The sequence below is a fragment of the Rossellomorea sp. GQ25 genome, assembly GCF_059758515.1.
The window spans coordinates 455,508-470,478 of the sequence record NZ_JCAXEQ010000004.1 but is presented as its reverse complement, the minus strand read 5'-3'; the positions used below and the strand labels follow the sequence as shown (position 1 = coordinate 470,478).

The 14,971-nt window shown below is 42.8% G+C and carries 10 protein-coding genes and 1 other annotated feature; of the genes, 5 read left to right on the top strand and 5 right to left on the bottom strand.

Features of this window, described 5'->3' with window-relative positions:
• From AC6CIB_RS15620 to AC6CIB_RS15610, 3 genes are all read right to left on the bottom strand, one after another.
• The coding region (locus AC6CIB_RS15620; protein WP_498282193.1) for an acetoin utilization protein AcuC at positions 1-1,174 on the bottom strand (1,174 nt) is incomplete at its 3' end.
• Positions 1,171-1,818 carry an acetoin utilization AcuB family protein gene (locus AC6CIB_RS15615; RefSeq protein ID WP_498282159.1) on the bottom strand — a complete coding sequence of 216 codons (648 nt, stop codon included), beginning with the start codon at positions 1,816-1,818 and terminating at the stop codon, positions 1,171-1,173. The genes AC6CIB_RS15620 and AC6CIB_RS15615, both read right to left, overlap by 4 nt.
• 36 nt (positions 1,819-1,854) lie before the next feature.
• Positions 1,855-2,487 carry a GNAT family N-acetyltransferase gene (locus tag AC6CIB_RS15610; RefSeq protein ID WP_498282157.1) on the bottom strand — a complete coding sequence of 211 codons (633 nt, stop codon included), beginning with the start codon at positions 2,485-2,487 and terminating at the stop codon, positions 1,855-1,857.
• Between the two features lie 254 nt (positions 2,488-2,741).
• On the opposite strand from AC6CIB_RS15610, the gene acsA reads away from it, so the two are divergent.
• Complete coding sequence (acsA, locus tag AC6CIB_RS15605) at positions 2,742-4,460, top strand: acetate--CoA ligase (RefSeq protein ID WP_498282155.1); 1,719 nt, start codon at positions 2,742-2,744, stop codon at positions 4,458-4,460.
• A 302-nt stretch (positions 4,461-4,762) separates the two neighbouring features.
• Here the strand turns inward: acsA and AC6CIB_RS15600 are convergent, their stop codons facing one another.
• Complete coding sequence (locus AC6CIB_RS15600) at positions 4,763-7,705, bottom strand: transglycosylase domain-containing protein (protein ID WP_498282153.1); 2,943 nt, start codon at positions 7,703-7,705, stop codon at positions 4,763-4,765.
• 189 nt (positions 7,706-7,894) lie between these two features.
• Positions 7,895-8,104, top strand: a binding site (T-box leader).
• A 73-nt stretch (positions 8,105-8,177) separates the two neighbouring features.
• Here AC6CIB_RS15600 and tyrS point away from each other — a divergent pair.
• Positions 8,178-9,440: a tyrosine--tRNA ligase gene (gene tyrS / locus AC6CIB_RS15595; protein WP_498282151.1), complete on the top strand. Its 1,263-nt coding sequence runs from the start codon at positions 8,178-8,180 to the stop codon at positions 9,438-9,440.
• Positions 9,441-10,051: 611 nt separating this feature from the next.
• Here the strand turns inward: tyrS and rpsD are convergent.
• Positions 10,052-10,654 (bottom strand): 30S ribosomal protein S4, encoded by a 603-nt coding sequence (gene rpsD, locus AC6CIB_RS15590; protein ID WP_498282149.1) that lies wholly within the window; start codon positions 10,652-10,654, stop codon positions 10,052-10,054.
• Positions 10,655-11,001: 347 nt separating this feature from the next.
• Between rpsD and AC6CIB_RS15585 the strand changes: the two genes are divergently transcribed.
• The 3 genes from AC6CIB_RS15585 to megL all read left to right on the top strand — a co-directional run bounded on the left by AC6CIB_RS15585 (position 11,002) and on the right by megL (position 14,839).
• Positions 11,002-11,610: a hypothetical protein gene (locus tag AC6CIB_RS15585; protein ID WP_498282147.1), complete on the top strand. Its 609-nt coding sequence runs from the start codon at positions 11,002-11,004 to the stop codon at positions 11,608-11,610.
• Positions 11,611-11,651: 41 nt separating this feature from the next.
• A complete protein-coding gene (locus AC6CIB_RS15580) occupies positions 11,652-13,481 on the top strand; it encodes a sensor domain-containing diguanylate cyclase (RefSeq protein ID WP_498282145.1) in 1,830 nt (609 codons plus the stop codon).
• 176 nt (positions 13,482-13,657) lie between these two features.
• Entirely contained in the window at positions 13,658-14,839 is a 1,182-nt protein-coding gene (gene megL / locus AC6CIB_RS15575; protein WP_498282143.1) for a methionine gamma-lyase, read from the top strand.
• The last annotated feature ends 132 nt before the right edge of the window (positions 14,840-14,971 follow it).

The following is a 14,971-nucleotide window of genomic DNA, read 5'->3' as shown; positions in this document are numbered from 1 at the left end:
AACTACCTGGTTTTTGTCTGAGCTGCTGCCGGATGGAGTAAAGAGCTTTTTCTACGGTTTGCTTATTCTTCTCGGTGATTTCGCCTTTTCTCGGGATAGGCTTGTAAATGTCAGGTCTATCCCACCATTCAGATGGTAAGGTGACCCCTGCTTTACTTTGCCAGCGTTCCGTCCATTTAGAAGGGAATGAAGAGGTGCAGTCCAATCGATTGGTCATTTGCATCCAAATCAGCGCCCAAGCTCTCGGAACCACTCTCCAAATATCGTAGCCCCCGCCCCCAACGGCGATCCATTTGCCCCCGCAGTACTCGTGAGCCAATTCGTGGGCGATACGTGGGATTTCCCGGTATATATTCATGGTAGCCGAAAGGTGGGTGAGTGGATCATAATAATGGGCATCTGCCCCGTTTTGAGTCAATATGACGTCGGGCTTGAAGAATTCAATTATTTCGCGAAAGGACGTTTCGTAAGCTTCGAGCCACGATTCATCCTCTGTAAAGGCATCGAGAGGGATATTGAACGAATACCCATATCCTTTTCCGTGACCGCGCTCATTAATATTGCCTGTCCCTGGGAAGAGGTAGCGGCCTGTCTCATGGATGGAAAGGGTACACACGTCCGGATCATCGTAAAAGGACCACTGAACGCCATCTCCGTGATGAGCATCTGTATCGACGTATAAGACCCGAGCCCCGTACTTTTCCTGCAAGTAGCGGATCGCCACCGAACTGTCGTTATAAATACAGAATCCTGATGCTTTTCCTTTGAAACCATGATGCAGTCCACCGCCGAGATGGAGGGCATGCTTCGCTTTTCCCGTCATGACATGGTCAACAGCCGTTAGCGTCCCCCCTACCAAATAAGCACTCGCTTCATGCATCCCTTGAAACATCGGGGTATCCTCTGTACCAATTCCAAACCCTTCTGCCCGATCTTGAGAGAGTTGGCCGACACTCGCTCGTTTGACGGCGTTTACATAGTTGGGATCATGATTAAGAAATAACTCTTCATCGGTAGCCATTCGTGGTGGAACGATTTCATCTGATTGAAGAGCGTTTGCTTCTTTGAGTAAATCCATCGTCAGGGTCAATCGGGTTTGATTGAAGGGATGCTCATCAGAGAACCGATATCCGAGGAGTTCGTCTGAATAGATGAAAACAGCATCCTTGGTCATGATGAGATTCCTGGCATGTTTGGCCATAACACGTCATATCCTTCTTTCTTTAGATCATTGATCACATTCATCGGATTCATCGTTCTTACTCGGAACACAAGGATTTTAAACTGTTCGTCCTGTTTATCCGGATACACAAGGACACTTTGAATATTGGAGTTATTCCTTCTGATGATACCGGCTACCTCGTAAAGAATGCCCGCTTTATGCGGGACTTTCACTTCGATTTGAGAGCCGGGTTGGTGGGCTCCCGTCAGTTGAATGAGAGTGTACAACAGGTCTGTTTCAGTAATGATTCCGACGAGCTTCTTTTCCTTTAAAATAGGAAGGCAGCTGATCCGGTGCTCATAAAAGAGAGCCGCAACCTCTTCGACAAAATCCAGGGGATGACCTGTGATCACATCTTTCTTCATGATCAATTTAAGCGGATTCTGCAATTCGCTGGTTGGGGACTCATCATGAAAAATAGATGGGGTCCCGTCTTTTACATCACGGTCACTTACGATCCCGATCACTTCCATATCACGATTTGTAATCGGGATATGCTTGATCTTCTTCTCCCGCATTAATTTTATGGCTGTTTCAATTGTATCGTCTGCCTTTAATGTTTCGACTTTCGTTTTCATAATTTCTTCTACAATCACGTTCTCCACCCCTTTAGAAAACTTGTCAGAATTCCATTAATACATAAAACGATTCATAAACCTCAGTTGATCAAATCGTTGGATGGAATCTGGATCCACTCTAGTACCGATTCTCGCCATTAAACAATTCGCTGGATGGGAACTAATTTCAGGGTCATCCGTTGCGTAATATTCCAATCCGCCGGCGTTCATCATTTTTTCCATCACTTTACGATATTCCCACACGTTCAGGCCAGTCCCTTTTAAATCCCAATGCCAATAATATTCAGTCGTAATGACAATAAAGTCTTCCATATGATCATCCATCATGGAGACCTTTAAAAGATTTTTTCCGACGGAAGCCCCGCGGAATTTAGGGATGACCTCGATTGCTCCAAGCTCAATCAGATTTTCCATTTTTCCTTGAGACCAGCGTTCAAGGGGATCAGGATATAAATATGTAACATAGCCAACAATCGTATGATGATCTCTCGCGATCAGGATTCGGCCTTCTGGTAAACTGGCAATCTCTACAAGGGCTTTATGCTGCTGGGAAGGGGGTCTGAAAGCGACCAAGTCCTCGTGAAAGTCAAGCCTGGCTAATTCTTCCGCGGAAATCGGGCCTTCAATAATGAGATTTCCCATTGTTGTTTTCAATTCTGTTGCATTATAGGTTTTTTTCAATTTCATCTGGACACCACCTAAAGATATTCCTCAAGGTCCATTATACATGAAATTAAAAAATGTATAGCGCTTTCACGAAATTTTCAGACGTTTGAAGCGGGGAAGTTATTCTGCAATACCTATCTAGAACAAGGGTTTGAAGAGTTTTTATACAAAACACAGCAAAGAACACCTTATGGCAGATTTTTTAAAAAATTGAGAAAATATTAAATTTATACTATAATAAGATTGTAATTTCTTACATAAGGGGGATGCGGTATATGAAAGTGGAAGCGTTACCAGTAACGAAGGGAAACTATAATCTTGAAAGCTATGAAAATACGTATGAATCATTTGATTGGAAAGATGTCGAAAAAGAATTTTCATGGGCGGAAACAGGACGTGTCAATCTGGCTCATGAAGCGATTGACCGACATGCAGTATCTTTCAGGAAAAACAAAGTCGCTCTTTATTACCGAGATGCAGAACGTGATGAAAAATATACGTACTCTGATATGAAGAAGATGTCGAACAAAGCAGGAAATGTATTGAAGCGTTTTGGGGATGTTGAAAAAGGTGACCGTGTCTTCATCTTCATGCCGAGATCACCGGAATTGTATTTCTCCGTATTAGGTGCGATCAAACTGGGTGCTATCGTAGGTCCTTTGTTTGAAGCATTCATGGAGGGAGCCGTTCGTGATCGTTTAGAGGATAGTGAAGCAAAGGTACTGATCACAACTCCTGAGCTTTTAAAGAGGGTTCCGGTAAGTGAACTTCCAAACTTAAAGCATGTTTTCTTAATTGGGGAAGATGTACAGGAGGACGATGTCCATGTAGACTTCCTTTCAAAATTTGCTGAAGCGAGCAATAAACTGGCAGTAGAATGGGTAGACCGGAACGATGGGTTGATCCTTCACTATACATCAGGGTCCACTGGAAAACCAAAAGGGGTCCTACATGTCCATAACGCTATGATCCAACATTACCAAACTTCCAAGTGGGTGCTCGACCTTCAGGAAGAGGATGTGTATTGGTGCACAGCGGATCCGGGCTGGGTTACAGGGACTTCCTATGGAATCTTCGGTCCGTGGCTGACAGGTGCCGCGAACGTCATTGTAGGGGGACGCTTCAAGCCGGAGAACTGGTATAAAACGATCGAAGATTATGGAGTAACGGTTTGGTACAGTGCTCCAACGGCCTTCCGGATGTTGATGGGTGCCGGTGATGAAGTCGTGAAACAATTCGACTTAAGCTCCCTTCGCCATGTCCTGAGCGTAGGAGAACCCTTGAACCCTGAGGTTGTCCGCTGGGGAATGAAAGTATTCAGCATGCGCATCCACGATACTTGGTGGATGACTGAAACAGGAGGTCAATTGATCTGTAACTATCCGAGCATGGAAATCAAGCCTGGATCCATGGGGAAACCATTCCCTGGTGTAAAGGCGGCGATTGTGGATGATCAAGGAAACGAAGTGCCTCCTTACCGCATGGGGAACTTAGCAATCAAAAAAGGCTGGCCATCCATGATGAACCAGATCTGGAATAATCCACAGAAGTATGAATCATACTTTATGCCTGGTGACTGGTATGTTTCAGGAGATTCAGCTTATATGGATGAAGACGGATATTTCTGGTTCCAGGGCCGGATTGATGATGTCATCATGACGTCTGGGGAACGAGTAGGTCCGTTTGAGGTAGAAAGCAAGCTCGTAGAACATCCGGCTGTTGCCGAAGCAGGCGTTATTGGAAAACCTGATCCGGTTCGCGGCGAAATCATTAAAGCGTTTATCGCTCTTCGCGACGGCTACGAAGTGACAGATGAGCTGAAAGAAGAGATTCGCCAATTCGTGAAAAAAGGGTTGGCTGCCCATGCGGCTCCAAGAGAAATCGAATTCAGAGACAAGCTGCCTAAAACACGAAGCGGGAAAATCATGCGCCGCGTGTTGAAGGCATGGGAATTAGACCTTCCTACTGGTGATTTAAGTACAATGGAAGATTAATAGATGAAAAACCTCTGCTCTTGGTGAGTGGGGGTTTTTTTGATTACTGTTTTGGTTGAGGGATAGATGACTGGGGGAGAGAGGGGGCTCGCAGAATTTGTCGATTTATGAGTGATGGCAGATAAACTGAAAAAACAGCAGATAAAACGAATATATGCCAGATAAATTTCCAAAATGGCATGGAAGACCAAAGGGACACTCCAAATCATCATACCATCCATCACAATTCAGTCCTTCACCCTCACCCAATACAAAAAAACGAGCAAAAAGTAAATACTTTTGCTCGTTTTTTCTATTGCGATCTAATTTTGCTCAGCAGGTGGTTCGGGTTCAGTTGGTGGCTCGGTTCCTCCATCGTCACCCCCGCCATCTCCGCCTCCATCATCAGCTGGTGGTGGTGGCTCAGGCTTGTCTGGTTTAGGAGGAGGATCGGCCGGTTTATCACCAGGTGGTTTCGGATCCGTTGCCGGCTTCTCAGGCTTCGGTTCCGGTTTTGGCTTTGGTTTTCCAATTTGTACCGTGTTGGATGGGCTTGATGGTTTACCTGCTACGTCAACGGCAACCACATAGTACTCTCCATTTCCAACGGACACAGAATAACTGGAGCCGGATATGACGCTTCCGACTTTGCTGCCTGATTTACTGAATACACGATATCCGACGACATCTCCGCTTGCAGAAGGGGTCCAAGTGATGGTATTTCCATTAGCACTTGCTTTTACCGTCCCTGGAGCTGCTCCATCGTCTGAAATTTTGTTTTCTGCAATCAGAACATTTTTAAATCGATTGTCACCTTCCGGAATGAGTTTGTTTGGATTTCCAGGTACAGAACCAAATACATTCTTCACAAAGTCAGGATTCAAGATCACTCCTGGCTGTGAAAATTCTTCCGGTGTATTAGGCAGAGCTAAATATTTCGTTCCGTTTACCATGACATAACGGCTCATGAGTAAGCTGTCATCTGTTTTAGTCGGTACATATTTAGCGTTGAATAAATCACTTTTTACTAACCCGGCCTGACTGCATGCTTCTGATGGCAGTAATCCCGAAATCGAGCAGAAGGATCTTCTTACAACACCTTCCGGCTGCTGGAATTGTGCATCGGGATCAATCAGTTCAGGAGCCAGGTCTCTCGTATCATTCAATAGGTATGACCATAAGCGGATATTACGCAATCCATAATGTCCATACTGTGCCCGGGATCCCGGGGTATTTAATGAAGAAGGTGTGTCATATCCGAACCAGGTTCCGAATGTAATGCTCGGATTGGATGCGACAAACCAGTGATCCTTGTATTCCTGACTCGTTCCGGATTTCCCGGCCCAGTCTGAACCAAAGTTCAGGAATTTCTTCGCATAACGTCCCGTCCCAAGTGAATGATCCAGGGTATCTCTCATCATATCGATGGTCAGGTAAGCAGTTTGCGGACTGAATACATCCACCGGTTCTACTTTATGCTCGTAAACCACATTGCCTTCTTGATCGACAATTTTATCAATCATGTAGGCATCAATGAATTTTCCTCCATTTGCAAAGGTAGTGTAGGCATTCACGTTTTCTTCGACTGTAACACCACTTGTTGTGGCTCCGAGTGAAAGGGACAGGTTATTATCGTATCTGCTGGTTAGTGATGAAAAGCCCATTTTAAGAAGGAATTCTTTAAATGGATTTCGGTTATAGATATTGGCATATGTTCTTACAGCAGGTAAGTTCAATGATTCTGCGAGTGCGTATCTTGCAGGGAAAAGTCCACGTTCATTAAGCGAGTAGTTTTCAGGCTGCCAGCCATTAATGTTCACACCAACGTCAGGAATAGGGGATCCAGGTGAAATATACCCGTATTCCAGTGCCGGAGCATAAGCAAGTAATGGTTTCATGGTAGACCCATTCGATCTCAGAGCTTGAGTGGCGTGATTGATTTGTTCTGTTTTAAAGTCACGGCCGCCGATGAAACTGATGATGCGCCCCGTTTTGTTCTCGATCATGATCGCTCCGACCTGAACCGGTTCCTGCACTTCCACTTCTTCTCCTGTTTCAGGGTCCGTTCCCGGTACATATTTGGAAGGTCCATACATTTCGTAGGCATCTTTAGTCTTTTGCATTTGATCATAGATTTTTTTATTGATGGTTGAGTGAATCTGATAACCGCTTTGACGAACATTGCGGTCTGCTAACGTATGGTATTTTTCTTCAAGTTCATCATTATTTTCAAGATCCTGTTTTGAATAGCCGTCTTTTTCGGCAAGTACATCCGTCATGATATCCACTGCTCTGCTTTCAAGTTCAGCAGTCAGCCAAGGATACTGTTCACTCGGTGATGGTTTAGGCTTGATGAAATCTTTCGTTAGGTCATAAGCAACCGCTTCATCGTACTCTTTTTTTGTAATATATCCTTCTCGGTGCATTCTGAAGAGTACAGTGTTTTTACGGCTCATTCCAGCTTCCAGATTCTCTTTCATTTCTCCATTATTCGTAAATGGAGTGTAAGAGAATGGAGCTTGTGGAAGTCCTGCAATGAACGCGGATTGTGGCAAGGTTAAGTCCTTGGCGTCCACTCCGAATATCCCTTGGGCAGCAGATTGGACCCCGGCGATATTCCGACCGGAAGAATTACGTCCAAGTGTCGCTACATTCAGGTAGGCTTCCAGGATTTCGTCCTTTTCAAAGAAACGTTCCAAGCGAAGGGCGAGGAGTATTTCCTTTGCTTTTCTTTCAAATGATACTTCATTCGTCAATATTTGGTTTTTGATTAGCTGTTGTGTGAGTGTACTTCCACCTGATTGGGTAGAGGAATTGGTGAATTCCTGAAGTACGGCACGCATGATCGCTTTCGGTACGACACCGTTATGTTCTTTGAAGTATTCATCTTCCGTGGCAATAACAGCATTTCGCAGATCTTCAGAAACATTTTCAAGCTTCACTTCTTCGCGCTCTAAGTCAGTTCGAAGTTTTCCCAAATATACATCATCGGCGAAGTAAAGCTGCGACGTTTCTTCGTAGTTGTATATGTCCTTTTTCATTTGGTCATAAGGACGGATCGGTTCTTCCTTCACGAGAGAAGCGAAATATCCCGCTCCAACTCCTCCTGCAAATACAAAACCTAATACAAATATAACAACAAGGATCAAGGAAAGGTTCCAAAATACTCCGTATGTAATTCTTGCTCGTTTTTGAAATCCAGTATTTGAAAAGAACCTGATTGCAGGGTCTAGTTTTTCGAGTAATTTGTTCCATTTTTCTTTCATATAATCATTCCCCCCAGAACATTCCCATTATAGCATATTTACAGGAAGGCTGTCGTAAAAAGTCAAATAAAATGGTCTTTTATAAGGAGTTTAGTTGACTATTATTTTAAAATATGGTAAAAACCTTATATAGCGAAATGAATGACGATCTGACTCACTGTCGGATTTACTTACTAAAAAAATGAACGTGTGATCGCAATGAGAGGAATAAGTAGTCTGCCTTCCCTGTTATAAAGAGAGTCAGTGGGTGCTGTGAACTGACACAAATGGCCGATGAATTACATCCTGGAGCTTTTGCTGTGAACCTTTAGTAGCAGCAAACGGTTAAAGCCGTTATCTTTAATGAGTGAAGGATGTAATTCCTTAATTTGGGTGGTACCGCGCGACAGCGTCCCTGCATGTATGCAGGGACTTTTTTGTTGTCTTTTTATGGGTATTGCCGTGTGTGTTTTACAAAAAAGGAGGAAAAAACATGGATTTAATAAAGGACTTGGAATGGCGTGGAATCACGTATCAACAAACGGACGCTGAAGGGCTGAAGGATCTATTGGATAAAGAAAGCATCTCCATATACTGCGGGATCGATCCGACAGCAGACAGTATGCATATCGGGCATCTGCTCCCATTTTTAACATTAAGACGCTTCCAGAATCAAGGTCATCGTCCACTTATGCTAGTGGGTGGGGCAACTGGCTTGATTGGTGATCCAAGTGGTAAAAATGAAGAGCGTAAACTGCAAACGGTTGAAGCAATACAGGGAAATGTAGCAAGCATTAAAACACAACTCCAAAGCATCTTTGATTTCGAAGGGGAAAATGGTGCAGTGATGGTGAATAACTATGACTGGATCGGAGCGATGGATGTTGTCACATTCCTTCGTGATTTCGGTAAGCACGTGGGTGTGAATTACATGCTGGCAAAAGATACGATTGCGTCACGCTTGGAATCAGGGATTTCGTTCACTGAATTTACGTATACCATTCTGCAAGCCCTGGACTTCAATCATCTATATGACAACTACAATTGTAAGCTTCAAATCGGCGGTAGTGATCAGTGGGGGAATATCACGACTGGTCTTGAACTGATCAGACGTACCCATGAAGAAGAAACGAAGGCGTTTGGTTTCACGATTCCACTTGTAACAAAAGCGGATGGAAGTAAATTTGGTAAAACAGAAAGTGGAGCGATTTGGTTAGATCCGAAGAAGACATCTCCTTACGAGTTCTACCAGTTCTGGATCAATGCGGCCGATGCGGATGTCGTGAAATACTTGAAATACTTTACATTCCTTTCACACGAAGAGATCGATGCTTTGGCACAGTCTGTTGAAACGGAACCTCATCTTCGCAAGGCGCAAAAGGCACTGGCTGAAGAAATGACAAAACTGATACATGGTGAAGAAGCTCTTGATCAAGCCATCCGCATTACACAAGCATTATTCAGTGGTGAGATCAAATCTTTATCGGCTTCTGAAATTCTTGAAGGATTTAAAGATGTTCCTTCATTCGAACAGCCTAAAGGAGATGCAATCGGATTGATCGACCTTCTCGTCAATGGGAAAATCTCACCTTCTAAACGCCAGGCACGAGAGGATGTCGGGAACGGAGCGATTTACATTAATGGTGAACGTGTAACAGACCTTCAACATGAGATTCATGAGAATGATATGATTGAAGGGCAATTTACGATCATTCGTCGCGGAAAGAAGAAATATTTTAGAATTCAGTACGTATAATACTATTATTGAATCTGTCAGTGCGGTATCCGTTTCTATTTTTTGGAGCGGGTACCGTGCTTTTTTTATCGTTCTGTCAATGTGTACTGTTGGAGTGTGAAGCATTTACTAAGCGGGAAGAGCGATTTGCAATCATCCACTTTAGTTATTTATACCGTTCAACTGGAAGGTTGTACAGAATGGTCAAAAAAGTGAGTTGGTATTCAGTCATATTTATCGACAAAAGGATCATAAATCAGGAATCTGGATCATAAAGAGTGGAACTGGTTCATAAATCAGGAATTCGGATCATAACTAAACGAAATCGATTCATAATAGATAAAAACCCGGACGAAAGTAGAAAATCGTAATAACATAAACCATCCAATCACCCCATCCGGCCCCTACCTGAACCTTAAAATCGTATAATTGGATTCTATTTCGCCAAAAAATGCAAAAAATCTTCAGGTGCAGGCATCAGAAGGGGAAAGGGGTCCCGGTTATATGGACATCGATTTTTCCCGGACACCGCAAGACGCCGTGAAATCTCGCCTACACCTGGAATGAAAAGAATAGCTATGAACACAAAAAAAACACTGCCCATAAAATGAACAGTGTTTTTCTTACAAAGATTAACGAGAGTAGAACTCAACGATAAGAGCTTCGTTAATTTCAGCCGGTAATTCAGAACGTTCAGGAACGCGTGTGAAAGTACCTTCTAATTTGTCAGCATCGAAAGTTAGGAATTCAGGAACAAAGCTGTTCACTTCCATCGATTCTTTGATGATGTCAAGGTTACGTGATTTTTCACGAACTGAGATTGTTTGACCAGGAAGTACGCGGAATGAAGGGATGTCTACGCGAGATCCGTTCACTGTTACGTGACCGTGGTTAACAAGTTGACGTGCTTGACGGCGAGTACGAGCTAAACCTAAACGATAAACAACGTTATCCAGGCGGCACTCAAGTAGCGCCATGAAGTTTTCACCGTGTTTACCTTGTAATTTGCCAGCTTGGTCAAATAGGTTACGGAATTGACGCTCAGTTACTCCGTACATGTGACGAAGTTTTTGCTTCTCTTGAAGTTGTAAACCGTACTCAGAGATTTTTTTACGTTGGTTAGGACCATGTTGTCCAGGAGCGTAAGGACGCTTTTCTAATTCTTTACCCGTACCGCTTAGAGAGATTCCAAGACGACGAGATAATTTCCAGCTTGGGCCAGTATATCGAGCCATGAATGACTCCTCCTTTATTGTTTTTATTTTGTTGTAAAATAAAAACACCTGTGAATAAACAATTATGTGAATTTTGTTTTCATGTACCTTCGCCCTAGCAGCAGAGGGTTACAAGATACACCTCAAGAAGTAGAGGAACAAAATACGATCATAAAGGACTTCACTGAAGCTGCATTATTTTACACAAAGAATATTATATGACGGGAGAGAATAGAAGTCAAGGAAGTATTTTAAGATGAAGAAATTTCATAGATTCTTACGAGTGTTGTTCTCTAAACAAAATAGTCCAAAAGTCATTTCTTGTGATATAATAAAAGTTGGAAAATATGTTGAATAGGTGAATGTCATTGAAAGAATCAAAAAGAGAAAAGACCCTTCGATTTGTATTAATCGGTCTGTGCGTACTGGTTGTTTTCGGAGGGTTGGTTTATTCCTCCACTTCCTCAGAACAAGTAGATGAGTCTGGACAATCGATCCATGCGGAGGTATTAACTGCAGGAAATAAAGAGCAGAACCCCGTTATCGCTGTAGCAAAAATGGCTCAAGATCAGCCTGTCTTTATTATATATGAGCTTGATAGAAGCAATCAGTATTATTTCAAGGTATTACATAGTGTGTCGTTACAGAAAAGAGTGAAAATGATAGGACTCACAAAGGATAAAGAGGGAATTTGGGTCCAATTAGATAAGAAACAATGGGTGTTATTTTCGAAATCTTTAGAGGTTTTACAAGAAAAGAAGGACGCTCCTTCTTCGGTGATTTCCAGTAAACAACCCTTTAAATATAACGAGCATAAGCAGTTGGTAGATATTTCCTTTAGAGAGAACAAAGACCCGATTCAACTGGATTTGTCAGATCAAAAAGATGAACCCGTGGAAGTCCATTCTTTATCGGTAAATAAGTCCTTATGGCTCGTGGTATTACAAGAGGATCTGGTGCTGGCTCAAGGTCAATGATGTTAATTGTTTCACAAACCTTTTAGGTGTGGGTGAGAAAAATGTACGTTGTTCATAATTCTTTGCTTGAATATAAATCAAAGCTGTTTGATTTAATCTATGAAGAAATGTCAGTTGAATTGGGGCATTCTGCTCATTTGCAAAAGTGGCTGACAATTATTAAAGACTGCCTTGATATTGATCGGGCATTTTTATATTTTTATAGCGAGTCTGCCTATTTCTTATATCACCCCAGTGACAATGAGGATGTTCCCCTCACGCTTGCTGAAACAAGGGAAAAATACATTTCTCGTCCTGTTATGGTTGAGAAAGATGATATCACCATCCGTTTTCACTTTACAAATAAAGATGGAAGTCCTCTAGCGATTCTATTAGTAAAGAGGGATGATCGTAAAGAGAAGGCATACGATAGTTGGCTCCATTCTTTTTGGGAAGCCAGCAATCAATTTTTACAGCATACAGGTGGAATCCAGACTGTACTCGAAGATGAAAAACGATACAGGGAATTATTTAAAGTAACGGAGACCTTTCACTCAACCAGGGATGTTTATACGCTTCTAGTGGAGATTATTGAAACGTTGAAGCAGGTGTTTCCAATCGATGAATTCCACTTGTTATTGTCTAACGACCGGTATGAATTCGGGACACTTCCCATTAGAAACTTTGACTTTGATCGTGCCAATGAGTCTGCCATGCAGGCATTTGTCAATGGGAGTATAGAAATGAGAGAACAGAATGTCCTCTATGCTCCTTTAAAAGGAAAACAAGGGATCTATGGCGTTCTTGAAGTAAAGTCAAAGGCCCACTTCACCTTTACGGAACAGAAGATCGAGTTCATTCGCTTACTTGCCTATACGGCAGGGAATGCCCTTGAAAATGCCAAACTTTATGAACAGTCTAAAAGGCTCATTACCGATTTGCAGCTAATTAATGAAACCTCCCATCAGTTAAATTTGAATTTACGATTAACGGATACGGTCCTGTTTTTAAAGAAACAGATTAAACGATCCTTTCAGGCATCGGCCATCGGATTTGTTCTCCTTCAAAAAGGCGAATACAGAATCCTGGAAGAAAGCTCTTCTGTTTTTTTTGAACAAGAAGGTGAAAAGTATATTTCTTATGTAAAGGCGAGAATCGAGAAGGAACGGGATGCCATCTTTTTAGGAGATGTAAGCGATCGATTCGAAGAGGGAGTGGTCTTTCCTTCCGTTATGGCAGTGCCCATGATTCAAAATGAAGCCCTGTTAGGGTTTTGCGTAGTGTTACATAAAGAACCGTACATGTTTTCATTTGATATGTACAAGTTGCTTCAGTCGTTTATCCATCATTCGACCCTTGCGATAACCAATGCAACCCTTCGTGAGAAACTCGAGCATATGGTCATTACCGATCATATGACCAAATTATTCGCACGGAATTATCTTGATGATGAAATGGAATCTTCAATGAACAAGGACTCAGTGGGAACCTTGCTGTTGATCGATATTGATGATTTCAAGGCGATTAATGATAATTACGGTCATCAAATAGGTGATGAAGTCATTATCGGGGTGGCGAACCTGATTAAAGGAATCGTAAGTCATCATGGATTTGTTGCCAGATGGGGAGGCGAGGAATTAGCGGTCTATCTTCCTTCACTTGATCATAAGGTTGGTTCTGAAATTGCTCAACGCATTGTCGAGGAGATTCCTTTGAATACAGAACCTTCAGTGACTCTGTCCTGTGGCTTATCTACTTGGAGAGTAAGGGACGACCATTGCCCCAAGTCTGTAAAGGAACTAGTAAAGAAAGCAGATGAAGCACTCTATCATGCGAAAAATAATGGTAAGAATCAGGTAGTGAAAGATTGTGATGGAATGATCATGGATTAAGATTGTTCGGGAACCCGTGAATGAGTCAGAATGGCTCTTCCGGGTTCTTCTTTTTTGGTGGAAACAGGCCATTTCCCTTTATCACTTTAGTGTAACCGCTTTCTTTTTTGTCGTGGTTATCATATTCTAGAATAGTAGTTACTTAGACTTAAAGGGAATACTGGGAGGAATACTGTATGAAAGAAGAGAAGCGTTTTGAAACAAGGGTGATTCATGAGGGGTATGCATCATCTCAGCATTTTGATAGTTTAGCGCCGCCTTTATATCAAACTTCTACTTATACCTTTGCAAATGCGAAACAAGGGGAAAATCGATTTGCCGGTGAAGAGGAAGGATATATATATTCAAGATTGGGTAACCCGACAGTATCGATTCTGGAAGACAGAATGGCATCGTTAGAGGGGGGCGGGTCGGCCCTTGCCTTTGGTTCCGGTATGGCAGCTGTATCGGCCGTGTTATTCTCCTTAACTAAATCAGGAGATCATGTTCTATGCTCTCAAGGGGTTTATGGCTGTACGTTCGGTTTACTTCAGTTGCTTCAAGAGAAATTCTCCATTCAACATGATTTCTCTTCCATGAGTACAGAGGAGGAAATACGGGAGAAAATCACAGAACAAACGAGCTGTATTTATGTAGAAACCCCAATCAATCCGACTATGCAGTTAATTGATCTTGAGCTTGTCGTGAAGGTCGCCCGTGAAAAAGGGATTCCTGTCGTAGTTGATAATACATTCTGTTCTCCTTATTTGCAACGACCGTTGGAACTGGGATGCGATATTGTCATTCATAGCGCGACGAAGTACATCGGCGGTCATGGAGATGTGGTCGCAGGACTCGTTGTGGGATCACAGGAGAAGATGGCAGAAATTCGCATGACGACTCAGAAGGATATTGGAGGAATCATTTCTCCCTTCGATGCATGGTTATTATTGCGGGGATTAAAAACGTTAGCCGTGCGAATGGATCGTCACTGTGAAAGTGCCGAGAAGATTGCAGGTCTATTAGCCGAACATCCAGCAGTAGAAACCGTCATCTACCCGGGCCATTCCAATCACCCACAGCATAAGGTAATGAAGAAACAAATGAAAAAAGCCGGAGGAATGATTTCCTTTACGATAAAAGGTTCGAAAGAAGGGGCCCAGAAGCTTATGGATGATCTGGAGATGATCAAGATTGCCGTGAGTCTGGGGGATGCAGAAACACTAATCCAGCATCCGGCGACCATGACTCATGCAGTCGTACCAGAGGAGTCGAGAAAAAGCATGGGAATTAGTGACACGCTCCTAAGGCTTTCGGTAGGATTGGAAGCACCGGAAGATATATGGAATGATTTATCGCAAGCATTGGATAAGGCATAGGATGGAGAAGGAACCTGGTTGGAAGGTTCCTTTTCTTTTATTTAGATGGGGAAAAACTGATGTTTACAATTTGCCGCAATAAATGCTGAAAGTGCCGCAACAACCGCCAAAAGTAGCACAACAACCCCTCGA